The sequence below is a fragment of the Streptomyces mayteni genome (genome assembly GCF_054783955.1).
On record NZ_BAAGPR010000068.1, the window covers coordinates 1 to 20,919 of the forward strand.

Consider the following 20,919-nt stretch of genomic DNA (forward strand, 5'->3'; position numbering starts at 1 on the left):
GGCCGACACGGCCGCAGGCCGACACGGCCGCAGGGGCCCAACGGCGGCGAAGCCGCCGCGTTGGGCCCCCGCGGGCCACCGCCCGCGCGCAGCGCGCCCGCGACGCGGCAGCGCAGGAAAGGGCGGGTGGGTGGGGGAAACCCCCACGGCCACGTCAGCCGCTGGCTTTCAGCGCCAGCCACAACTCCATCCGCACGTCCGGATCGTCCAACGACCGGTCGAGGATCTCCTCGACCCTCCGCATGCGATACCGCAGCGTGTGCCGATGCACCCCCAGGTCCGCCGCCGCCGCGTCCCACTGGCCGTGGCGGGCCAGCCAGGCCCGCAGGGAGGCGAGGAGGTCGCCGCGGCCGCGTTCGTCGTGGTCGCGGAGCGACCGCAGCATGCCGTCGGCGAAGGCACGGACCGCCTCGTCGGCGAGCAGCGGCACGATGGAGCCGTCCGCCACGTGGTCGTGTTCCACGAGGGTGCGGCCGCGCCGCCTGGCGACCAGCAGCGCCTCCCTGGCGTGCTGGTAGGCCGCGTCCACCGCGGAGGGGCCGGTCGGTTCCGACATGCCGAGCACCAGGCCGTCGGCCCGCCCCCTCGGCTCGACCCGCGCGTGGTCGGTGAGGGCGCTCGCCGCCGCGCCACCGTCGGCAGCGAGCAGCACCAGGCCCTCGCCGTCGGCCGCCGCGAGCACGGACTCGCCGGCCCTGGCCGCCGCGGACTCGACGGCCAGGCCCAGGTCCTCGAGGGCCCCGGTGTCGCCGTCCGCCTCGGCGACCGCCACCCGCAGCGGGGCGTCGAGCAGCCCGCCGTAGAGCTGGCCGGCCACGGTCCGCGCGTGGTCGGACTCGCCGCTCAGCAGCATCCGGAGCACGGCGCCGCCGAGCCGCGACTCGGCGGCCTGGAAGGCGCGGGACCGCTCGGTGGTGAGGGTGAGCAGCGCGACGGCGGACTGCACCGCGTACCGCTCGGCGGGGCCGAGCGGCGTGGCGGTGCCGATGGCCAGGACGGACCGCGGCAGCTGGCCGGTGCCGACGGACTGGAGCTCGATCCGGTCGTCGTCGGGCGATCCCGCGGTGACCACGCTGGCCGGCGCGGGGCGGTCGACGAGGCGGCGCGCGTCGGCGGCGGCCTTGGCGGCCCGGCGGGCGGCCCAGCCGGGGGCGAGCGCGGTGACGGCGCCGGTCAGGTCGTAGAGGGCGACCCAGCCGCCGACCTGCCCGGCGAGCCGTTCGAGCAGCGCCTGTTGCCCGCTGGGCGAGAGCGCGGCCCTGGTCAGTTCGCGCTGTGCGGCGAATCCGGCGGTCACCGACCGGTACTGCTCGGCGGCGATGGCGGCCGAGACGGCCTTGCTGATGGCGATGAACGGCGTGGGGCGGGGCACGGAGAGCAGCGGCAGGCCGAGGTCACGGGCGGCGGCGAGCAGCGCGGGCGGGACCCCCGGGTGGTTGACGCCGACCCCGAAGCCGAGCGCGACCACGCCGGCGCCGGCCAGCCGCGCCACGTAGGCCCGCATCTCCGCCGGGTCGTCGACGGCGAGCTTGAGGCCGGTGGTCAACAGCAGCTCGCCGCCGTCGAGCCAGGGCACCGGGTCGGCCAGCTCGCTCGCGTGCGCCCACCTGACCTCCGCCTCGAGCCCACCCTCGCCGGAGAGCACACCGAGCTTCAGCGCGGTGTGCTGGACGAGGGAGGCGAGAGTCGGTCGCATGCATCACCTTGGGCAGCCAGATCAACACGTACCATCACCGTACAGCGGTTGGCATATGCGTCCGATGGGGCGTCCGGCATATGCGGCCTGCGACGACGAGTTTCCGTCACCTCCGGGCGGGGCCCGTCAGCCGAGGCGCACCAGCACCGGTGGGCTCGGTTCCCCCGCCACGCTCGTCATCGAGACCACCGCGTGCCGCGGCGGAACGCGATGGGCCAGCTCGGAGGCGGACCAACGCTCCCTTTCCACCCGCCGCACGGTGACCGATTCCGTGGTGGTGTCCCGCCCGGTGAACGCCCGGCGCACGCCGCGCACCAGCCGCTTGACGAAACCGCCGGTGCGGTCCGGGGTGCGGGTGGTCTCCTGGTCCTCGGTCCAGGCGGTGCCCCAGGCCCGCGCGAAGTGCTCGGCGTCCCAGGTGGTGATCCCGGAGAACGCCATGCGGCAGCCGACCGCGCCGAGCAGCCCGGCGCGCAGCTCGGCCGGCACGTCGTCCAGGGTGCGCAGCGCGAGCACCACGCCCGCGTTGGTGGGTCGCAGCTGGGTGAGCCCGCTGACGGTCCCCCGGGTGACGGCGGCGGTGGCGTCGTCGAGGACCAGGCAGGCGAACAGGGAGCGGTCGGCGCGGGTGACGGCGGCCGCGGTGAACTGGGCGAGCAGCAGCCGGGTGATGATCCGCCCGGCCTCCGCGTGCCCGGTGCCCGGCAGGTCGACGCGGACCCGCAGCGGGTGGACGAGGGCGCTGAGCGAGAAGGCGGCGGCCTGCCCCGCCTGCGAGAAGCCGGCGCGGTCGAGGAGGGCGAGCCGGTCGGCGAGCTGCGGGCCGAGGTCGTCGGGGCGCTGGGCCTGGCGGGCCCTGGCGTCCAGGTCGCGCTGCTGGTCGGCGGCGCCGGCCAGCACCAGGTCCTCGCGCAGGGTGGCCAGCAGGGCCGGGGCGCCGTCGAGCATGGCGCGCAGTTCCGGCACGCCCGGCAGGTGGCCGTAGGCGGCCTGGTAGGGGCCGATCAGCTGGATCAGCGCGGCGGCGGCCTCGCGGGGGTCCACCCGGGTGCCGCCGACCAGCGCCTCGGCGAGCAGCGTGGCGGCCTCGTCGGTGTCGGCCGCGCCGCCGTAGAGGTCGAGCTGGTGGCTGCCGGCCGGGTCGCCGACCCGGACGATGATGTCGAACGCGCCGTCCGGGCCGAGCCCGGATCGTGCGGTGCCGACGGCGACGACGGCGGCCTGGCCGGTGAGCGCCTGGAGGCACAGGGCCTCGACGACGGGCCGGATGACGCGCCCCGTCTTGCCTGAGCCCGGCGGCCCGACGGCCAGCAGCGAGGTGCCGAGGACGGCCGGGTCGAGGGCGACGGCCTCGCCGCGGTACTGGTAGGGGTTGCGGTCCTCGTCCGGTGCCCGGCCGATGCGGACCTGCCGGGTCAGCAGGTCGTGGTCCGCGGTGCGCGCGGGCAGGTCGCGGTCGCCCGAGGGGTGGACGAAGGCGGCGGCGCCCTCGGCGGCGGCCTGCTCGTCGAAGGCGGGGAGGGCGGTGGGGCGGGCGCGCACGATGCCCCAGGCGTGCTCGATCCTGGCGTAGTCGAGGTCGCTCATGGTGCCGCTCCTGACGTCGGCGGCCAGCCGCTCGGCGGCCCTGGTGGCCCCGGCGGCGCGCAGCTCGGTGAAGTCGGCGAGCCTGGCGAGTTCGGCGCGTTCCTGGGGGGTGCGGCCGGCTCCGGCGCGGCGGGTCAGGGCGAGCGGGTAGTGCCGCAGCACCGCGCGCCAGCCGCCGAGCCAGGAGCAGAGGGCGATCAACAGGCCGACGTAGAGGGCGTAGTACAGGTTGTAGCTGGCCCGGTAGGCCATGGTGTCGCCCCGCTCCCAGGTGTCGGGGACGACGGCGTAGAGCGGGTCGAGCCAGAACAGCCAGACGCCCAGGAAGCTGAGCCGCAGCACCGCGTAGCCGGCGATCAGTGCCGCGGTGCCGCGCACCACCTGACGGCGCGGCAGCGGCGCGATGTCGGGGCGGCCGCACAGGAGCCGCAGCACCGAGGGCCGCCAACGACGCCAGACGGCACCGGCGTTGCCCACCCGGCCGAAGCCGTAGGCCAGGAGGCAGGCGAAGAGCAGGTCGTAGAGGTAGGGGACGACGCGGACGGTGGCCGGTCCCCAGGAGTTGAGGCCGAGCCATTCGAGCGGCCACTGGACGAAGCCCAGGTACTCGTTGACGTAGAGCGACCAGACGATCCAGCCGGCGAGCGCGGCGAGCAGGGCGGTGCCGTGCAGTTCGCGGTCGCCGAGCCGGTTCGGGTCCTCGGGGGGCTTGGGAAGGTGGCCGGTGCGCCAGACCCCGGGGCCGGCCGCCGGGCGGGCGGTGCGCAGCCAGCGGACGAGCGGCGGCCCGGTGTCCTCGGGTGGGTCGGGCGGTATGGAGGGCACGCCTCTGGGGCGCGGGACCGTCTCGGAGTGGTCGCGTGCGGTGGGCGCGTCGGGCGCGCCTTCGGTGCTCATTCGGTGCCAAGCCCCCTGACCAGGCCATCGGGTGACCGTCCGGCACCGCTCGGGCTGCCGTGCGTGTGCCACTCTGGTGCGGCTCAATCTAGTGCCGAACGGCCGAGGACACGCAGTGCCGGGGTCGGCGGGAGCCGTTTACTCCAGAGGCGAACGAGCGGCGCCGGGACCCGAGTTCGGGCATGGCCGGGTCAGGGCCAGAGGAGTTCCCTGGTCCACTCGTCGCCGGTGCGGAGGTACTGGAGCCTGGTGTGCCGGCGGTCGCGGTCGCCCTGCCAGAACTCGACGCGGTCGGCGAGCAGCGTGTAGAGCCGCCACTCGGGCGGGACGGCGTCGGGTTCGCGGGTGAGCCGGTCGTGGGAGGCGGCGAGGGCGGCGGTGCGCTCACCGGGGTCGGCCAGCGGGCCGCTCTGCCGGCCGAGCAGCGCCTCGGCGCGGGCGGCCGGGCCGCGGGCCAGGAAGTCGGCGGCGCTCCGCTCGGGGGACTCGGCCACCACCGGGCCGGCGATCCTGATCTGTCGGGCCTGCGGCTGCCAGTAGAACGTGAGGGCGGCCCTGGGCACCGCGGTGAGCTGGCGGCCCTTCGGGCTGGCGAGGTGCGCGGCGAACTGCCAGCCGCCGGCCTCGGCGAGCAGGTTCTTGAGGATGAGCACCCGGGCCTGGGGGGCGCCGTCCTGGTCGACGGTGGCCAGGGTCATCGCGTGCGGTTCGGGGATCCCGGCGTCGACGGCGGCCAGCAGCCATGCGGTGAACAGCGTGGCCGGGTCGGCGGGGGCCGCGGCCGGGTCGAACGACGGCAGATCGCCGGCGAACACTTCCAGGCTCCTGAGGAGTTGGCGCAGCTCGGACATCTCACTCCGCTCTCGCCTGAGCGCTCGATCTAACGGTTGCTGGCGACATTAGCATTAGACAGTCGGCCGACGAGGCGCCCCGCTCTTCGCCACTTCGTCCAGGAGCGTCGCCCGATCACTCCGTGGCGGAGCATGCCGGGACCGGGGGCGCGGCCCTAGCCTGCGGGGAGAGTGACCGGCGAAGCACCCCCTCGCGAGTAGGAGCCCCTCATGAGCGCCACGCCCGAATCGTCCGGAGGGCCCTCCCTCGTCCAACAGCGCAAGCTCGTCACGGAGATCCCGGGGCCCAGGTCGCGGGAGCTGATGGCCCGTAAGCAGGCCACCGTGGCCGACGGTCTGCCCATCGTGATGCCGGTGTTCGCGCGGCGCGCGGGCGGCGGCGTCGTCGAGGACGTCGACGGCAACTCGCTGATCGACTTCGGCTCCGGCATCGCCGTGACCTCGGTCGGCAACAGCGCCGAGGCCGTGGTCCGCCGGGCGACCGAGCAGCTGACGCGGTTCACCCACACCTGCGCGATGATCACGCCCTACGAGAGCTACCTGGAGGTGTGCGAGGAGCTGGCCAGGCTCACCCCGGGCGACCACGCCAAGAAGTCGGTCCTGCTGAACTCCGGCGCCGAGGCGGTGGAGAACGCGGTCAAGATCGCCCGCTACCACACCGGGCGGCAGGCGGTGGTGGTCTTCGACCACGGCTACCACGGGCGCACCAACCTCACCATGGCCCTCACCGCCAAGAACATGCCGTACAAGCACCGCTTCGGCCCGTTCGCGCCGGAGATCTACCGGATGCCGATGGCCTACCCCTACCGCTGGCCGACCGGCCCTGAGAACTGCGCCGAGGAGGCGGCGGCGCAGGTGATCGACCAGATCTCCAAGCAGATCGGCGCCGAGAACACCGCGGCCATCGTGGTCGAACCGGTGCTTGGCGAGGGCGGGTTCATCGTCCCGGCGCGCGGCTTCCTGCCCCGGATCGCGGAGTTCGCCAGGGAGCACGGCATCGTCTTCGTGGCCGACGAGATCCAGTCCGGCTTCTGCCGCACCGGCCAGTGGTTCGCCTGCGAGGACGAGGGCCTGGTGCCCGACCTGATCACCACCGCCAAGGGCATCGCCGGCGGGCTGCCGCTCGCCGCGGTCACCGGGCGCGCGGAGATCATGGACGCGGCGCACGTCGGCGGCCTCGGCGGCACCTACGGCGGCAACCCGGTGGCCTGCGCCGCCGCGCTCGGCGCCATCGAGACGATGCGGGAGCTCGACCTGCCGGCCAGGGCGCGCCGGATCGAGGAGATCATGAAGCCGCGGCTGCTCGACCTGGCCGCCAAGCACCCGTCGATCGGCGAGGTGCGCGGCCGGGGAGCGATGCTGGCGCTCGAACTGGTGCGGCCCGGCACCACGGAGCCGGACCCGGCGGCCACGGCGGCGCTGGCCAAGGCGTGCCACTCCGAGGGCCTGCTGGTGCTGACCACCGGCACCTACGGCAACGTGCTGCGCTTCCTGCCGCCGCTGGTGATCGGCGAGGAGCTCCTCCTGGAGGGGCTCGACGTCCTGGCGGGCGCGTTCGACGTGTTGGAGAGCGCCGTCGACGGGCTCTGATCGCCCCGCCGAACGCCGGCGCACGGGGCGCGGCCGCCACCACCGCACGCGGCCCGCGCCCCAACGGCGCAGGACAGCGCTGTGCCCGGCCTGGCACGGAATGGAGAAGCTGCGGGGATGTGATGCGGATACGGCGGCCCCACATCCGCTCCTGATGCTCCTGACGTACGGTCGAACCGGTAGCGAGAGCAGCCAGACTCCCGCGACTCCTTTCGGACCGGTTCCGCCCGCCCCACACCCCCCGGGGCGTGCGGCCGTCCGGACTCGGGAGTGGCCGGCACCGCCCCGGAGCTCTCCCCCCTCGCTCCGGGGTGGCTGGGCCCAAGCGCTCCGCTCAGTCCCCCTCCTCTCCCCCGGCCAGGACCGCGGCCGCCTCGTGCATCGCCAGCTCCAGCACGGCCGGATCCGTGAGCACCCCGGAGCCGTCCGGCGGGATCAGCCACCGGACGCCGTTGGCCGTCCTGGTGGGATGCGGCACCACGATCCAGCTGCCCCGCCCGGCCCCCCGCACCCCGGTGCCCACCCAGCGGCCGGCCGTGCCCGGCGGGACGAAGAAGCCGACCCGGAAGTCCCCCTGGTCGGCGAGCACCGGCCCCGGCCGGTCGAGCACCCGGCTGAGCACGGTGAGCGTCGGACGCCCCAACTCGCCGGGCACCACGAGCACATCCCATAACCGGCCGGCCGGGAGCAGCGCCACCCCGAGGGGGTGGCGTTCCCACTCCCAGCGGCAGGCCTCCGGTTCCGGGGCCGCGGACGCCAACCACTCCATGGCCGTGCGCGGGCCACCACTGCCGCCGTTCACGCCGTCCTCCTCCCCCCGCGGGCCCCCGGTGGGCCCGGTCGGGTCATGAGGAGGGAGGAGGCCGACAGTGGATCCTTACGCCGCTTCGCCGGGGTTTCTCCGTGTTGCGGGTCACACGCCCCGAACGCCCCGGCAAGGCCCTCGCTCACGCCTCGACGCCGCCCCCGGATCCCGGCTCCTGGGACTCCCGATCGCCGCCCGCCGGACCGGAGTCGAAGGCCCAGAAGGCGTACACGTAGGCGTCGGCCGGCGCGTAGTCGACATCGAGCCGACCCGCGCCGCCCGACGCGCCGGCTATCTCGAAGGAGACGCTGCCCGACTCGCCGGGCGCCACCTCTGGCGGCCGGCCGGTCGACATCCGCACGGCGGCGGACTCGCCGCCGAGTTGGGCGCGCACCGCGCTCTCCCCCAGGTCCACCGGGTGCTCGCTGTCGTTGGTGACCCGGACGACGAGCAGGTGGCCGACGCCGGACCCGCGCGGCTCGGCGATGGTGACCGAGACGCCGTCGTCGTACACCACCTCGTCGTCGGGCCCGGCCACGAACTCGGCACCGGCCTCCGACAGCACGCCGGTCGACGAACCGCCGGTCGAGACCATCAGGACGAGGGTCAGCACGGCGGATATCGCCATGCCCGCCACCCCCGTCCACAGCCCGCCGAGCGCGAACACCCGGTTCCTGGCGCGGCCGTTCCGCACGTTCTCCAGGCCGACGAGGCCGAGGACCAGCGCCCCGATGCCCAGGACCAGCGCGAGCGGGCTGAGCAGCAGGGTCCAGGAGAGCAGCACGGAGATCAGCCCGAACACCGACGCGGCGTTGCCGACGCTCTCGTTGGGCGGCCGTTGGGCGACCGGCCAGACCGGCGGCGGATACCACTGCGGCGGCGCCCAGGCGAGGTGCGGCGCGGGCGCCACCGCACCGGCCGGCGGCCGGTACGGGTTCGACTGCTGTTCGGCGCTCACAGGACCTCCACATCTCGATGGCGACACCCTAGTCGCCGCCACTGACACGGCCGCCCGCCCACCTGTCGCACCCGCCGCATACGATGGCGCCGGCACCGACAGACACCCCGGAGGTCACGTTGTCCGAGTCGACCGCACCGACCGACCTGAGCGGCTTCATCGCCGGCCTCCCCAAGGCCGAGCTGCACGTCCACCACGTCGGCTCCGCGTCTCCCCGGATCGTGGCCGAACTGGCCGCCAGGCACCCGGACTCGCCGGTGCCCAAGGACCCGGAGGAGCTCGAACGCTACTTCACCTTCCGGGACTTCGCACACTTCATCCAGGTCTACATCTCCGTGGTGGAGCTCATCAGGGACGCGGAGGACGTCCGGTTGCTCACCTACGAGGTCGCCCGCGACATGGCCAGGCAGCACATCAGGTACGCGGAGCTCACCGTCACGCCCCACTCCTCGGTGCTCCGCGGCATCCAGGACGTGGCCTTCATGGAGGCGATAGAGGACGCCAGGGTCGGCGCCGAGCGCGACCTGGGCGTCGTGCTGCGCTGGTGCTTCGACATCCCGGGCGAGCTCGGCCTGCCGGCGGCCGAGGAGACGGCCAGGATGGCGTGCGAGCTGCGCCCCGAGGGGCTGGTCTCGTTCGGGCTCGGCGGCCCCGAGATCGGCTGGCCGCGGCCGCAGTTCAAGCCCTACTTCGACCGGGCCATCGCGGCCGGCCTGCACAGCGTGCCGCACGCCGGCGAGTCCACCGGGCCGGAGACCGTGTGGGACGCGGTCACGGAGCTGCGCGCCGAGCGCATCGGCCACGGCATCAACGCGGCGCGCGACCCCCGGCTGCTTGCCCATCTCGCCGAGCACCGGATCCCGCTCGAGGTCTGCCCCACCTCCAACGTGGCCACCAGGTCCGTCCCCTCGCTCGACGCGCACCCGCTGCCCGATCTGGTGGCGGCCGGCGTGCTCGTCACCATCAACTCGGACGACCCGCCGATGTTCGGCACCGACCTCAACACCGAGTACGCGGTCGCGGCGCGGCTGCTCGGCCTCGACGCGGCCGGGGTGGCGGAGCTGGCGAAGAACGCGGTGGGCGCCTCGTTCCTCGACCCGGTGGGCAAGGCCCGGCTGAGCGCCGAGATCGACGGATACCTCGCGGCGTGGCCGGGATGACGGAAGGCCGCGCGATCGCCGTCGCCCACCGGGGCGATCCGTACCGGGCGCGGGAGAACACCCTGCCGTCCTTCCGCTCGGCGATCGACGCCGGCGCCGACGCGGTGGAGCTCGACGTGCGGGCCACGGCGGACGGCGTCCTCGTGGTGCTGCACGACCCGACGCTGCGGCGGCTGTGGGGCCACGACCGGCCGGTCGCCGAGCTGACCGCCGCCGAGGTCGCGAGCCTGACCGGGGGCGGGGTGCCGACGCTGGCCGAGGCGCTCCGGGTCACCGAGCCGGTGCGCACCATGGTCGACCTGCCGGAGCACTCGGCGGCGATCGCGCGCGCCACCGTGGCGGCGGTCCGCGCCGCCGGCGCGGCCGACCGCGTCTACTACTGCGGCGACCCGGCGGCGCTGCGCGCGGTGCGCGAGGCCGACAAGGCGGCCGAGATCGCCCTGACCTGGCACCGCGCCACCCGGCCGCCCGAGGCGCTGCTCGCCGAAGTGCGCCCGAGCTGGCTGAACTTCCGGTTCGGCCTGATCACCGAGGACACCGTGGCCCTGGCCACCGCCCGGGGCTACCGGGTCGCCGCGTGGACGGTGGACACCCGCCGCTCGATGCGCCGCCTGCTGGCCCTCGGCGTCGGCTCGATCACCACCAACCGGGTGGCCACGCTCCGCCGCCTGCTGGGCGGGCCGTAGGCCCGCCCAGCCGCGGCGCGGCGGCGGTCAGAGGGCCGTCATCACGTGCTTGACGCGCGTGTAGTCCTCGAGGCCGTAGGCGGAGAGGTCCTTGCCGTAGCCGGACTTCTTGAAGCCGCCGTGCGGCATCTCGCCGACCAGCGGGATGTGGGTGTTGATCCAGACGCAGCCGAACTCCAGCGCCTTGGACATCCGCATGGCGCGGCCGTGGTCGCGGGTCCAGACGGAGGACGCCAGGCCGTAGTCGACGTCGTTGGCGTAGGTCACGGCCTGCGCGTCGTCGGAGAACCTCTGCACGGTGATCACCGGGCCGAAGACCTCCTCCTGGATGATCTCGTCGTCCTGCCGGCAGCCCGTCACCACCGTGGGCGCGTAGAAGTAGCCGCGCTCGCCCACCTGGTGGCCGCCGGTGACGACCGTGGCGTGGGCGGGCAGCCGCTCGACGTAGCCGGCGACCTTGGCCAGGTGGGTCGGGTTGTTGAGCGGGCCGTAGAAGCAGTCGGGGTCGGCCACGTCGCCGGTCGTGACGTCGGCCACCGCCTTGACCAGGCCGGCCACGAACTCGTCGTGCACGGACTCGTGGACCAGCACCCGGGTGGCCGCGGTGCAGTCCTGCCCGGCGTTGAAGAAGCCCGCGTCGCGGATGCCCTCGACGGCGGCCGGCACGTCCGCGTCCTCGAAGACCAGGCACGGCGCCTTGCCGCCCAACTCCAGGTGCGCCCGCTTGAGGTCCTTGGCGGCGCTGGCGGCCACCTCCATGCCGGCCCGCACCGAGCCGGTGATGGAGACCATCGCCGGGGTCGGGTGCTCCACCATCAGCCGCCCGGTGTCCCGGTCCCCGCAGAGCACGTTGAACACGCCGGGCGGCAGGATCTCGCCCAGCAGCCCGGCCACGAACACGGCGGAGGCCGGCGTGGTGTCGGAGGGCTTGAGCACCACCGTGTTGCCCGCGGCCAGCGCCGGGGCGAACTTCCAGACGGCCATCATCACCGGGTAGTTCCACGGCGCGACCTGCGCGCACACCCCCACCGGCTCGCGCCGGACGAAGGAGGTCATGCCCGCCATGTACTCGCCGGCCGACTTGCCCTCCAGCATCCGGGCGGCCCCGGCGAAGAAGCGAATCTGCTCCAGCATCGGCGGCAGTTCCTCCTGCCGGGTCAGCTCCAACGGCTTGCCGGTGTTGCGGCACTCGATGGCCAGCAGTTCGTCGGCGTGCTTCTCGAACGCGTCGGCGATGCGGAGCAGGGCCAGCTGCCGGGTGGCCGGCGTGGTGTCCCGCCACTCGGGGAAGGCGGCCTCGGCGGCGGCCATCGCCGCGTCCACGTCGGCGCGGCCGGAGAGCGGCGCGGTCGTGTACGCCTCGCCGGTCGTGGGGTCGACCACCTCGGTGGTCCGCCCGTCGGCGGCGTCCCGGAACTCCCCGTCGATGTAGTTGCGCAAACGGCTCGGCTCGGTGGTCACGACACCCTCCTGCTTACGGGTCCTCGGGCTGCGGCACCTCAGCGTATGCCCAGGAGCCGGTCGCGCGACACCGCCACGGCCCGAAGATCCAGCGCCTCATGAGGTCGATACACGGAAAAACAACGCCACACGCCGCACAACAGGGAAGAATTTCCCGTGTTCGCAGGGGTCGTGTCCACCGTTCGGAGGATTCTTCCGACCGCTCGCCGAGTCGGCCGCCGACGGTCCGCGTCGCTGTGTCAGCGTGCTGAGGTGCCTGTGACGGATTCCCCGGCCGCTCGTTCACCCGGTCGGGGGAGTTAAGGCGATACGGCCGGAGGTGCCGGAGACGATGGCCCCACCCGACAACGACATTCTCTGGGCGCGCGGACTGCGGTACGCGTACCAAGGCTCGCCGGCGCTGCTCGGAGCCTCACTCGGCGTCCGGCAAGGCGAGATCCTCGCCATCACCGGGCCCCGCGGCTGTGGCAAGTCCACCCTGCTCGGCTGCCTCTCAGGGCAGCTGTCGCCGGACGAAGGCGAGGTGTGGTTCAACAGCGTGCCGGTGCACACCCTGTCCCTGGCCAGCCGGGAGCGGCTGCGCCGCGATCGCTTCGGCTGGATCGGCCCGACCCCGCAGCTCGTCGACGAGCTCACCGCCTGGGAGAACGCGGCGCTCCCCCTGCTGCTGGCCGGCGTCGGGCAGCGCAAGGCGCGCCGCACGGCGCTCGAGTGGCTCGAGCGGCTCGACGTCGGCGAGTGCGCCCGCAAGCGCCCCTACGCGCTGCTCCAGGCCCAGCGCCAGCGGATCGCGCTGGCCAGGGCCCTGGTGCACCAGCCCGACGTGCTGTTCGCCGACGAGCCCACGGCCCCGCTGCACCAGGCCGACCGGGCGCAGGTCCTGCGCACGCTCACCACCGCGGGCCGCTCGCACGGCATCACCGTCGTGCTGGCCACCCATGACGCGGAGGTGGCCACGCTGGCCGACCGCACCTTCACCCTCGTGGACGGCCGCGCCTCTGGCGCGCCCGCCGAAGCCGCATGCTCAGTCTCCGTCTAGCCCGGGGCGCCCACCCGGCGGCGCTGTGCCGCCGGCTGCTGGTCGCGTGCGCCGCCGGCGGCGTCGGTTTCCTGCTGCTGAGCGCGCTGGCCTACGCCGTCGCCCACCCGGGCGGCGGCCGCGAGTCGCTGCTGCGGCTCGGCTGGTGCGCGGTGCCGCTCGCCGCCACGGTGCAGCTGTCCATGACGGTGGCCCGCGTCGATCCGGCCGGCCGGCCGGGCTCCGGGCTCGACATGGCGGGCCTCGGCCCGGGCCGGATGCCGCTGCTCGCGGCCGTGTCCACCGCGCTCGCCGGGCTGCTCGGCAGCGTCGTCGGGCTGCTGCTCTTCCTCCACCTGCGCGGCGACACCTCCGACCTGCTCCCCTACCACGGCGCCGCCGCAGAGGCGCTGCCGGCCGGGCGGCTACCGCTCGGCGCCGCGCTGACGCTGCTCACCCTGGTGCCGCTCATCGCCGCCGTGGCCACCGCGCTGGCGCTGAGGCGGGCGCCGGCCAAGCGCGCCAGGGCGCCGCAGGCGATGCTCCCGCCCGACGCGCTCGACGTGGCGGACGCCGCCCGCGCCGAGCCCCCGGTACCGCTGCCCGCCGGGCTGCCCTGGGGCACGGCGCTCACCACGGCGGGGATCGCGCTCAGCGCCTACGCCGGGGTCGACCGGCCGAAGGCGGCGGGCGAAGGAGTGTTGCCGCTCGGCGGCACGCTCGGCGGGGTGCCGCCAGGGGTGGTGGGCGGCTGGCTGCTGATCACGGCGGGCATCGTGCTCGCGGCCCCCGGCCTCGTCCACCTGTGCGGGCTGCTCCTCGCCGTTGGGCGGCCGCGGGTGCTCAGGCTGCTCGCCGCCCGGGGCCTCCAGGAGGAGTCCCGGCGGGTCGGCCGGCCGCTCGGCGTCCTGTGCGCGGCGGCCGCGGCCTCGCTCGCGGCGCTCTCGCTCGACGGCCTCGGGCAGTTCGGCCCGCTCGGCGTGCTGGGCGCCGGCATCGTGCTGGTCTGCTCGCTGGCCGCGGTGGCCACCGCGGCCGACGAGGCGCGGGCGGCCCGCCGTCCGGCGACGGCGCTGCTGCGCCGGCTCGGCGCCCCGCGCGGGATGCTGTTCCGGGCCGCGCTGCTCAGGATCGGGGTGCTGCTGCTCGGGTTCGTGCCGCTCACCTGGCTGGCCGCCCAGCTGATCGCCCTGCCGGCCGGCGGTTAGCCGAGTTCGCGGCGAAGGAACGCGAAGGATCGCGAAGGAACGGGGACGGCCCGGTTCCCGCCGGGGAGGCAGTGGGACCGGGCCGTCAGCCTGCGTGGCGCCCGGCACGCCGGGCGCGCGCGGGGTCAGGGCAGGGCGACGAACGGCGGGAAATGCGCCTCGGCGATCGCGCCCCGCTGCACCCGCACCGCGGTGAGCGGCGCGCCCACGACCCCGTCGGGCAGCGCGACCCGCGCCAGGTAGAGACCGGGGTCGAGGTGCGCGAAGCCGAACCAGCCGGTGCCGTCGGCGCGGCCGGTGACCGGCTCGCCTCGGCCGCCCACCGGGGTGAGCGTGACCTCGGCGCTGTCCAGCGGGGTGCCGTCGCGCAGCGCGAGTTCGCCGACGACGTGCCCCTCGGTCGGCCGGTTCTTCCACTCCATCTCCGGCACCGCGGCCCGCTCCGCGAACGGCGCGTCCTGGCCGGTGGTCAACGCCTCGGCGAGCCGGGCCCGTTCGGCGGCCGCGCCGGCGGTCGCCGCGTCCAGGCTGGGGCTGGCGTAGGAGTAACCGCTCCAGCCGGCCGCGGTGTTGCCCGCGGGGGTCTCGGCCAGCGCCTGCCGGACCTGACTGACGCTGTCCGCCACCGAGTTGAGGTAGAGCGCCGGCCCGTTGACCGCCTGCCGGTCGCCCTGCGCGTCGGCCAGGAACTCCGACCACTCGGCGAACATCCGGGCCTGGTCCGGGTTCCAGTTCCGCTTGTAGTTCATGGTCACGACCGTGTCCATGATCCCCTCGTCCAGCCAACCGGCCCAGTCCTGGAGCACCTCCGAGTAGGTCCTGGTGCCCTCCCAACCGCCCACGGACTGCGGCCCGTAGCCGTAGGTGATGGCGTCCATGGAGAGCCGCGCGGTGCGGTCGACCTCCCAGATGCCCAGGTAGATCCGGCGCACCAGGTTGGTGACCTGGTCGCGGCGCCAGTCGCTCCACTGCGGGTCGGCGGGCGCCGGCACGTCGGTGCGGCCGGTGGCCCGCTGGAAGCGCGCCACCGAGACGGCGTTGTAGCCCCAGTCGCTGTGGGTGGTCTGGGCGCTGCCGTCGGGGTAGCGGATGTAGTCGAGGTTGATGCCGTCCACGTCGTACTCGCGGACGATGCTCTGGATCGCGGCGACGATGTAGGCGACGGCGTCCGGGTGGCCCGGGTCCACATAGGCGTTGGCGCCGACGAGTTCGGTGCCGTCCGCCTTGCGGTTGAGCCAGCGGTCGGCGCCCTGCGCGCTCGGCCCGTGCCGGTTGAAGACGTGGTCGGGCGAGCGGGGCGGAGTGGCGCTGTTCCACATGGTGTTGACGTTGACCCAGGCGTGCACCTCGAGCCCGGCGGCGTGGGCCTGGGCGATGACCTCGTCCAACGGGTCGTACGGCGCCGGGTCGACGGCGGCGTCGGTGCGCGGGTAGAGCGCGCGGTTGCAGAAGCAGTCGTAGCGGCGGGCGGTCTGCACGATCAGCGCGTTGGCGTTGACCGCGAGCGCGTCGTCGATCAGCGTCGACACCTGCGCGGGGGTGTAGACGCCGGGGTTGAAGGCGTCCACCCAGTAGCTGCGCCACTGTTCGGGCGGCCGGTCACCTCCCCCGGTGGCTCCGGCCGAGCCGGCGGCGGGCGCAAGCAGGCCGAAGAGGGCGAGCAGCACGACGAGGAACCGTCTCATATCGCACTTCTCCAAGGGGAGTTGAGAGTCGGTTCGACAATTTACTTCGCGTCGCCCGGGGCGTACAGATGAAAACTTTCACCAATCCAGGGCGGTTGGCAGGACGACCACCTCGGCCGGGTCGAAGTCCAGGCCGACGGTGTCGCCCTCGGCCGGTGCCTCGCTCAGCGCGCAGGCCGCCTCGAGCGCCGGCCCGCGCTCCGGCGCGAGGTGCAGCAGCACATGGTCGCCTCGGAAGGTGCGGGCGCGCACCGTGGCGCGCGGCGCGCCCTCGGCCGCCGTGAGTCGGACGCCGGCGGGCCGCAGCAGCAGCCGGTGGCGGCCGTCCCGGGTGGCGGCGGGCACCGGCAGCTCGCCCCAGGGGGTGTCCGCGACGCCCCGCGCGACGGTCGCGTCGGTGAGGTTGCGGAAGCCGAGGAAGCGGGCGACGAACTCGTCGGCGGGCCGGCGCCACACCTCGACCGGGCTGCCGAGCTGGGCGATCCGGCCCTCCCGCATCACCACGACCCGGTCGGCGAGCGCGAACGCCTCGCCCTGGTCGTGCGTGACGGCCAGCACCGTGGTACCCAACTCGCGGAAGAGCTCCCGCAGTTCGACGACCAGACGCTCCCGCAGATGGCGGTCGAGCTGGCCGAGCGGCTCGTCGAGCATCAGCACCGAGGGCCGGGGCGCGAGCGCGCGGGCGAGCGCCACCCGCTGCTGCTCCCCGCCGGAGAGCGAGTCCACGCGCCGCCGTTGGGCCCCGGGCAGCCCGACCAGATCGAGCAGCTCAGCCACCCGCCGCTCGACCTCGGGGCGCGGCGCCCGCCGCATCCGGAGCCCGAAGGCGACGTTGCCGCCGACGTCGCGCTGCGGGAAGAGCTGGTGGTCCTGGAACATCAGCCCCACGCCCCTGCGGTGCGTGGGCACCCCGGCCTGGTCGCGGCCGGCGATCCTGACGGTGCCCGAGGCCACATCGGTGAGGCCGGCGACCGCGCGCAACAGCGTGGACTTCCCGCTGCCGCTCGGGCCGAGCACGCAGACCGTCTCGTGCTCGGCGACATCGAGCCCGACGCCGTGGAGGGCGATGTGCCCCGGGTAGCGCACGGTCACCCCGTCGAGCGAGAGCAGGGCGGCGGCTGGCGCGGCGGCCGACCGGCCGTCGGGCGCCGTCTCCTCCACGACACGGTCCATCGGGGGCCTCACAGCATCTCGGTGGAGCGGGCGGGACGCAGCCGCTCCAGGGCCAGCAGGGTCACCGCGCACACCAGCATCAGCACGGTGGACAGGGCCATCGCCTGGCCGTAGTTGAGCTCGCCGGGCCGGCCGAGCAGCCGGGCCACGGCCACCGGCAGGGTCGGCGAGTCGGCGCGGGCGATGAAGACGGTGGCCCCGAACTCGCCGAGCGACACGGCGAACGCGAAGCCGGCGGCGACCAGCAGCGCCCGCCTGGCCAGCGGCAGGTCCACCTCGCGCCAGGCCCGCCACGGCGAGGCGCCGAGCACGGCCGCGGCCTGCCGCAGCCGGTCGTCGACGGCGCGCAGCACCGGCAGCAGCGCCCGGACCACGAACGGCGCCCCGACCAGCGCCTGGGCCAGCGGCACCAACAGCCACGAGGAACGCAGGTCGAGCGGCGGCTCGTCGAGCGCGATCAGGAAACCGAAGCCCACGGTGACCGCCGAGGTGCCCAGCGGCAGCATCAGCAGGGCGTCGACGCCGCGCAGCGGCCCCCGGCCGCGCCGGGTGAGCGCGACGGCGGCGAGCCCTCCGACCAGCAGGGCGATCACGGTGGCGACGGCGGCGTAGCGCAGCGAGGTGCCCACCGCCTCCCAGGGCGCGACCGCGAAGGTGCCGCTCTCGGTGCCGGTCAACGCCCGGTAGTTGGCCAGGCCGTAGCCGTCCGGGGTGGAGAGCGAGCGCTCCACCAGCACCGCGAGCGGCAGCACAAGCAGCACCCCGATCACCGTCAACACGCCGCCGAGCAGGGCCCACTGGACGCGGCCGGCGGGCCGCCGGGCGGTGGTGGCCGGGTCGCGGAGCGCCAGGGTGCCCTCCCGGCGGCGCACCAGCCGGCCGTGCGCGCCGAGCAGCGCGGCGACGGCGGCGAACTGGAGCAGGGTGAGCACGGCGGCCGTCGGCAGGTCGAGCAGTTGGGCGGTCTGCCGGTAGATCTCCACCTCCAGGGTGGCGTACCTGGGGCCGCCGAGGATCTGCACGACGCCGAAGGAGGTGAAGGTGAAGAGGAAGACGAGCAGCCCGGCGGCGGCCAGCGCGGGGGCGAGCGCCGGCAGGGTGACGCGCCGCCAGGCGGCGAACCGGCCGGCGCCCAGCACCCGGGCGGCCTCCTCCTGCCGAGGGTCGAGCTGGGCCCAGAGACCGCCCACGGTGCGCACCACCACGGCGTAGTTGAAGAAGACGTGGGCGAGCAGGATGGCCCAGGCCGTGTTGTCGAGGCGCACCCCCCACAGCTCGTCGAGCAGCCCGCCCCGGCCGAGCAGGGCGAGGAAGGCCGCGCCGACCACCACGGTGGGCAGCACGAACGGCACGGCGACCACCGCATGCAGCAGCCGCTTGCCGGGGAAGTCGAGCCTGGCGAAGACGTAGGCGCCGGGCAGCGCCACGGCCAGCGTCAGCGCGGTGGAGGCCGCGGCCTGCCAGCAGGTGAACCACAGCACCCCGGCCAGGTCGGGGTCGGTCAGCACCTCGCCGACCGCGCCGAACCGCCAGGCGCCGTCCGGTCGCAGCCCGCGCCCCACGATGGCCGTCACCGGGTAGGCGAAGAACAGCGCGAAGAAGGCCAGCGGGGGCGCGAGGAGCGCGAGCCGGACGGCGAGGGAGCGGGTCACCAGGGGATCCCGGTCCGGCGGCTCACCTGACGACCAGCGAGGTCCAGGCGTCCACCCACTCCTCGCGGTGCTCGGCGATATCCGCGGGCTCCACCGACCAGGGCTCGTCCACGGTCGCGCCGTAGCGGGTGAACACCTCGGGCAGCTCGGTGTCCACCACCGGGTTGACGAACATCGCCATCGGCAGTTCCCGCTGGAACGCGTCGGTCAGGAGGAAGTCGAGCAGGGCCCGGCCGCCCTCGGGGTTGGCGGCGCCGTCGAGCAGCCCGGCGAACTCGATCTGCCGGAAGCAGGTGCCGGTGGCCACGCCGGTGGGTGCCTCGTCAGGCAGTTCCTCCGACTCCCCGCCGAAGGCGACCTCGGCGGGCGGGCTGCTGGCGTAGGAGACGACGAGCGGCCGGTCGCCAGACGAGCCGCCGGCGCCGGAGAAGCGCTCGTAGTAGGCCTGTTCCCAGCCGTCGACGACCTCCACGCCGTTCTCGGCGAGCCGCTGCCAGTACTCCTGCCAGCCGTCCTCGCCGTAGGCGTCGACGGTGGCGAGCAGGAAGCCGAGGCCGGGCGACGAGGTGGCGGCGTTCTCCACCACCAGCAGGTCGCGGTAGGCCGGGTCGGCCAGCTCGTCCAGGGTCTCCGGCGGGGCGAGGTCGTGCTCGGCGAAGTAGCCGCGGTCGTAGTTGACGCAGATGTCACCGGTGTCGATCGGGGTGACCCGGTGCTCGGCGGCGTCGAGTTGGAGCTCCTGCGGCACCCCGGCGAGGCCGGCGGCCTCGTGCGGGGTGAACACGCCGGCGTCCAGGGCCCGGGAGAGCAGCGTGTTGTCGACGCCGAAGAGCACGTCGCCCTGGGGGTTGCCGGCGGAGAGCACCGCCTGGTTGACGACGACCCCCGCGTCGCCGCCCCGCAGTGTCCGCACCCGGTAGCCGGTCTCCTCGGTGAAGGCGTCGAGCACCTCCTGCGGGATCTCGAAGGAGTCGTGGGTGACCAGGGTGACCTCGTCGCCCCCGCCGCCCTCGCCTTCGGCGGCGTCGTCGGACCCGCCGCCGCAGCCGGTGAGCACGGCGAGCCCGAGGGCGGTGACGAGGACGGCGGCGCGCCGCGGACGGGCGCGCCCCGGGTGGCTGCGATGCATGTGTGCCGCTCTTTCCGGGCCTTCTCCTGGCCGGCCGTGGACAGGCGGGCGCACGCATGCGTGAGAGACGTCCGAACTTCCTACCCAGCATGACCTGGGCGAGGTTCGAGGGTCTGCGGCCGGTGCCGCACTCTCAGCGCTGCGAGCGCTCCCCTGTCGGAATGTGTGGTTATCAGCCGACCACGATAGCAGCAGGCGGGCCGACTACCGCTCGGCCGCCGCCAGCTGGCCGCAGGCCCCGTCGATCTCCTGGCCCCTGGTGTCCCGCACGGTGACCGGCACGCCCTGCGCCTCGATCGCGGCGACGAAGGCCCGCTCGTCCTCGGGGCGGGACGCCGTCCACTGGGAGCCGGGGGTGGGATTCAGCGGGATCAGGTTGACGTGCGCGCCACGGCCCTTGAGCAGCCGGCCCAGCAGATCGCCCCGCCACGCCTGGTCGTTGATGTCCCGGATGAGGGCGTACTCGATGGAGATCCGGCGCCCCGAGCGGTCCGCGTACTCCCAGGCCGCGTCGAGCACCTCGCGCACCTTCCAGCGGGTGTTGACCGGCACCAGGGTGTCCCGCAGTTCGTCGTCCGGCGCGTGCAGCGAGACCGCGAGGCGGCAGGAGAGGCCCTCGTCGGCGAACCGGCGCATCGCCGGCACCAGGCCGACGGTGGAGACGGTGACGCCGCGCTGGGAGAGGCCGATCCCGTCCGGGCCGGGGTCGGTGAGCCGGCGGATGGCGCCGACGACCCGGCGGTAGTTGGCCAGCGGCTCGCCCATGCCCATGAAGACGATGTTGGAGAGCCTGGCCGGGCCGCCCGGCACCTCGCCGTCGCGCAGCGCCCGCATGCCGTCCACGATCTGGTGGACGATCTCTGCCGTCGACAGGTTGCGGTCGAGGCCGGCCTGGCCGGTGGCGCAGAACGGGCAGTTCATCCCGCAGCCGGCCTGCGAGGAGACGCACATGGTGACGCGGTCGGGATAGCGCATCAGCACCGACTCGACGAGCGTGCCGTCGTGCAGCCGCCACAGCGACTTGCGGGTGGCGCCGTCGTCGCAGCTGACGTGCCGCACCACCGTCATCAGCCGGGGCAGCAGGGCCTCGGCGAGCCGCTCGCGGGCGGCCGCCGGGATGTCCGTCCAGGAGGCGGGGTCGTCCGCGAACCGGCCGAAGTAGTGGCGCGACAGCTGCTTGGCGCGGAACGGCTTCTCGCCCAGCGCGACGACGGCCTCGCGCCGCTCGTCGGGGCTGAGGTCGGCGAGGTGCCGCGGGGGCCGGACGGCCCCGCGCGGCGCGACGAAGGTGAGCTCTCCTGGTACAGGCATGGTCGAACCAGTGTCGCAGATGCCACCGACACCCCGCGCCGCCGCCCGGCCC

At 74.6% G+C, this 20,919-nt stretch carries 16 protein-coding genes; 5 read left to right on the forward strand and 11 right to left on the reverse strand.

All coding sequences use genetic code 11. From position 1 onward, the window contains the following. Positions 1 to 154: 154 nt before the first annotated feature. The 3 genes from ACYVPE_RS25870 to ACYVPE_RS25880 all read right to left on the reverse strand — a co-directional run bounded on the left by ACYVPE_RS25870 (position 155) and on the right by ACYVPE_RS25880 (position 5,031). Complete coding sequence (locus tag ACYVPE_RS25870; RefSeq protein WP_461036114.1) at positions 155 to 1,696, reverse strand: PucR family transcriptional regulator; 1,542 nt, start codon at positions 1,694 to 1,696, stop codon at positions 155 to 157. A gap of 126 nt (positions 1,697 to 1,822) precedes the next feature. Next, positions 1,823 to 4,180 carry a type IV secretory system conjugative DNA transfer family protein gene (locus ACYVPE_RS25875; RefSeq protein ID WP_461036115.1) on the reverse strand — a complete coding sequence of 786 codons (2,358 nt, stop codon included), beginning with the start codon at positions 4,178 to 4,180 and terminating at the stop codon, positions 1,823 to 1,825. Positions 4,181 to 4,371: 191 nt separating this feature from the next. Next, positions 4,372 to 5,031, reverse strand: a complete 660-nt coding sequence (locus ACYVPE_RS25880) for a pyridoxine/pyridoxamine 5'-phosphate oxidase (RefSeq protein ID WP_461036116.1) — start codon at positions 5,029 to 5,031, stop codon at positions 4,372 to 4,374. A 210-nt stretch (positions 5,032 to 5,241) separates the two neighbouring features. On the opposite strand from ACYVPE_RS25880, the gene gabT reads away from it, so the two are divergent. Beyond that, positions 5,242 to 6,621, forward strand: coding sequence for a 4-aminobutyrate--2-oxoglutarate transaminase (gene gabT / locus ACYVPE_RS25885; protein ID WP_461036117.1), 1,380 nt, complete (start codon positions 5,242 to 5,244; stop codon positions 6,619 to 6,621). Between the two features lie 334 nt (positions 6,622 to 6,955). On the opposite strand, the gene ACYVPE_RS25890 is transcribed toward gabT, so the two are convergent. Further along, positions 6,956 to 7,390: a hypothetical protein gene (locus ACYVPE_RS25890; RefSeq protein ID WP_461036149.1), complete on the reverse strand. Its 435-nt coding sequence runs from the start codon at positions 7,388 to 7,390 to the stop codon at positions 6,956 to 6,958. Between the two features lie 178 nt (positions 7,391 to 7,568). Further along, positions 7,569 to 8,384: a hypothetical protein gene (locus ACYVPE_RS25895; protein WP_461036118.1), complete on the reverse strand. Its 816-nt coding sequence runs from the start codon at positions 8,382 to 8,384 to the stop codon at positions 7,569 to 7,571. An 83-nt stretch (positions 8,385 to 8,467) separates the two neighbouring features. Between ACYVPE_RS25895 and ACYVPE_RS25900 the strand changes: the two genes are divergently transcribed. Beyond that, positions 8,468 to 9,544, forward strand: a complete 1,077-nt coding sequence (locus ACYVPE_RS25900) for an adenosine deaminase (RefSeq protein ID WP_461036119.1) — start codon at positions 8,468 to 8,470, stop codon at positions 9,542 to 9,544. Beyond that, complete coding sequence (locus ACYVPE_RS25905; protein WP_461036120.1) at positions 9,541 to 10,230, forward strand: glycerophosphodiester phosphodiesterase; 690 nt, start codon at positions 9,541 to 9,543, stop codon at positions 10,228 to 10,230. Before ACYVPE_RS25900 ends, ACYVPE_RS25905 begins: the two co-directional genes overlap by 4 nt. A 27-nt stretch (positions 10,231 to 10,257) precedes the next feature. Here the strand turns inward: ACYVPE_RS25905 and ACYVPE_RS25910 are convergent, their stop codons facing one another. Next, complete coding sequence (locus tag ACYVPE_RS25910; protein WP_461036121.1) at positions 10,258 to 11,691, reverse strand: gamma-aminobutyraldehyde dehydrogenase; 1,434 nt, start codon at positions 11,689 to 11,691, stop codon at positions 10,258 to 10,260. 331 nt (positions 11,692 to 12,022) lie between these two features. Here ACYVPE_RS25910 and ACYVPE_RS25915 point away from each other — a divergent pair, with 331 nt between their 5' ends. Further along, positions 12,023 to 12,730 (forward strand): ABC transporter ATP-binding protein, encoded by a 708-nt coding sequence (locus ACYVPE_RS25915; protein ID WP_461036122.1) that lies wholly within the window; start codon positions 12,023 to 12,025, stop codon positions 12,728 to 12,730. Next, complete coding sequence (locus ACYVPE_RS25920; protein ID WP_461036123.1) at positions 12,712 to 13,917, forward strand: hypothetical protein; 1,206 nt, start codon at positions 12,712 to 12,714, stop codon at positions 13,915 to 13,917. Before ACYVPE_RS25915 ends, ACYVPE_RS25920 begins: the two co-directional genes overlap by 19 nt. 125 nt (positions 13,918 to 14,042) lie before the next feature. Here the strand turns inward: ACYVPE_RS25920 and ACYVPE_RS25925 are convergent, their stop codons facing one another. The 5 genes from ACYVPE_RS25925 to rlmN form a co-directional block, all read right to left on the reverse strand. Beyond that, positions 14,043 to 15,602 carry a glycoside hydrolase family 10 protein gene (locus tag ACYVPE_RS25925; protein ID WP_461036124.1) on the reverse strand — a complete coding sequence of 520 codons (1,560 nt, stop codon included), beginning with the start codon at positions 15,600 to 15,602 and terminating at the stop codon, positions 14,043 to 14,045. Positions 15,603 to 15,680: 78 nt separating this feature from the next. Continuing rightward, the gene (locus ACYVPE_RS25930; RefSeq protein ID WP_461036125.1) at positions 15,681 to 16,775 is read right to left on the reverse strand and encodes an ABC transporter ATP-binding protein; all 1,095 of its coding nucleotides are present in this window, start codon (positions 16,773 to 16,775) and stop codon (positions 15,681 to 15,683) included. 8 nt (positions 16,776 to 16,783) lie between these two features. Next, the gene (locus ACYVPE_RS25935; protein ID WP_461036150.1) at positions 16,784 to 18,430 is read right to left on the reverse strand and encodes an ABC transporter permease; all 1,647 of its coding nucleotides are present in this window, start codon (positions 18,428 to 18,430) and stop codon (positions 16,784 to 16,786) included. Between the two features lie 19 nt (positions 18,431 to 18,449). Further along, positions 18,450 to 19,556 (reverse strand): thiamine ABC transporter substrate-binding protein, encoded by a 1,107-nt coding sequence (locus tag ACYVPE_RS25940; RefSeq protein ID WP_461036126.1) that lies wholly within the window; start codon positions 19,554 to 19,556, stop codon positions 18,450 to 18,452. 204 nt (positions 19,557 to 19,760) lie between these two features. Further along, complete coding sequence (rlmN, locus tag ACYVPE_RS25945) at positions 19,761 to 20,867, reverse strand: dual-specificity RNA methyltransferase RlmN (protein WP_461036127.1); 1,107 nt, start codon at positions 20,865 to 20,867, stop codon at positions 19,761 to 19,763. Between the last annotated feature and the right edge of the window lie 52 nt (positions 20,868 to 20,919).

What these genes read in the sequence shown, in the direction of transcription:
- ACYVPE_RS25900 (WP_461036119.1), top strand. Translation starts at nt 8,468, where the DNA reads ATGGCGCCGGCACCGACAGACACCCCGGAGGTCACGTTGTCCGAGTCG.
- ACYVPE_RS25930 (WP_461036125.1), bottom strand. Translation starts at nt 16,775, where the DNA reads ATGGACCGTGTCGTGGAGGAGACGGCGCCCGACGGCCGGTCGGCCGCC.
- ACYVPE_RS25915 (WP_461036122.1), top strand. Translation starts at nt 12,023, where the DNA reads ATGGCCCCACCCGACAACGACATTCTCTGGGCGCGCGGACTGCGGTAC.
- gabT (WP_461036117.1), top strand. Translation starts at nt 5,242, where the DNA reads ATGAGCGCCACGCCCGAATCGTCCGGAGGGCCCTCCCTCGTCCAACAG.
- ACYVPE_RS25905 (WP_461036120.1), top strand. Translation starts at nt 9,541, where the DNA reads ATGACGGAAGGCCGCGCGATCGCCGTCGCCCACCGGGGCGATCCGTAC.
- ACYVPE_RS25875 (WP_461036115.1), bottom strand. Translation starts at nt 4,180, where the DNA reads ATGAGCACCGAAGGCGCGCCCGACGCGCCCACCGCACGCGACCACTCC.
- ACYVPE_RS25870 (WP_461036114.1), bottom strand. Translation starts at nt 1,696, where the DNA reads ATGCGACCGACTCTCGCCTCCCTCGTCCAGCACACCGCGCTGAAGCTC.
- ACYVPE_RS25940 (WP_461036126.1), bottom strand. Translation starts at nt 19,556, where the DNA reads ATGCATCGCAGCCACCCGGGGCGCGCCCGTCCGCGGCGCGCCGCCGTC.
- ACYVPE_RS25920 (WP_461036123.1), top strand. Translation starts at nt 12,712, where the DNA reads ATGCTCAGTCTCCGTCTAGCCCGGGGCGCCCACCCGGCGGCGCTGTGC.
- ACYVPE_RS25890 (WP_461036149.1), bottom strand. Translation starts at nt 7,390, where the DNA reads ATGGAGTGGTTGGCGTCCGCGGCCCCGGAACCGGAGGCCTGCCGCTGG.
- ACYVPE_RS25925 (WP_461036124.1), bottom strand. Translation starts at nt 15,602, where the DNA reads ATGAGACGGTTCCTCGTCGTGCTGCTCGCCCTCTTCGGCCTGCTTGCG.
- rlmN (WP_461036127.1), bottom strand. Translation starts at nt 20,867, where the DNA reads ATGCCTGTACCAGGAGAGCTCACCTTCGTCGCGCCGCGCGGGGCCGTC.
- ACYVPE_RS25880 (WP_461036116.1), bottom strand. Translation starts at nt 5,031, where the DNA reads ATGTCCGAGCTGCGCCAACTCCTCAGGAGCCTGGAAGTGTTCGCCGGC.